Source organism: uncultured Microscilla sp. (assembly GCF_947493425.1).
Classification (GTDB): Bacteria; Bacteroidota; Bacteroidia; order Cytophagales; family Microscillaceae; genus Microscilla.
In genome coordinates this window covers 1-271 of record NZ_CANLRP010000628.1, presented here as the reverse complement: position 1 = coordinate 271, position 271 = coordinate 1, and the positions used below count along the sequence as shown (strand labels likewise).

The window sequence follows — 271 nt, the reverse complement described above, 5'->3', positions numbered from 1 at the left end:
AAAGCCTATCAATCTTTCTTTAAAGGTGGTGGCTTTCCCAAATGGGCGAAAAAAGGCAAATACAACTCCATCACTCTAAAGTCAGTCACCCGTGACAACTGTGAGGCTGGTCGTTTTGTTCTTCCAAAGCTAGGTGAGGTCAAAACCTTCTACTCACGAGAAATTCCCAAAAAAGCCAAACTTAAGCGAGCAACCATCATCAAAGAATCGGATGGTTTCTATATTTCTATTATGTTTTCAACGACCACCCAACCACTTCCCAGCAATAACC

General features: G+C 42.1%; 1 pseudogene. It reads left to right on the top strand.

Features of this window, described 5'->3' with window-relative positions:
* A pseudogene (locus Q0954_RS34770) lies at positions 1-271 on the top strand (RNA-guided endonuclease TnpB family protein); the annotation flags it as partial.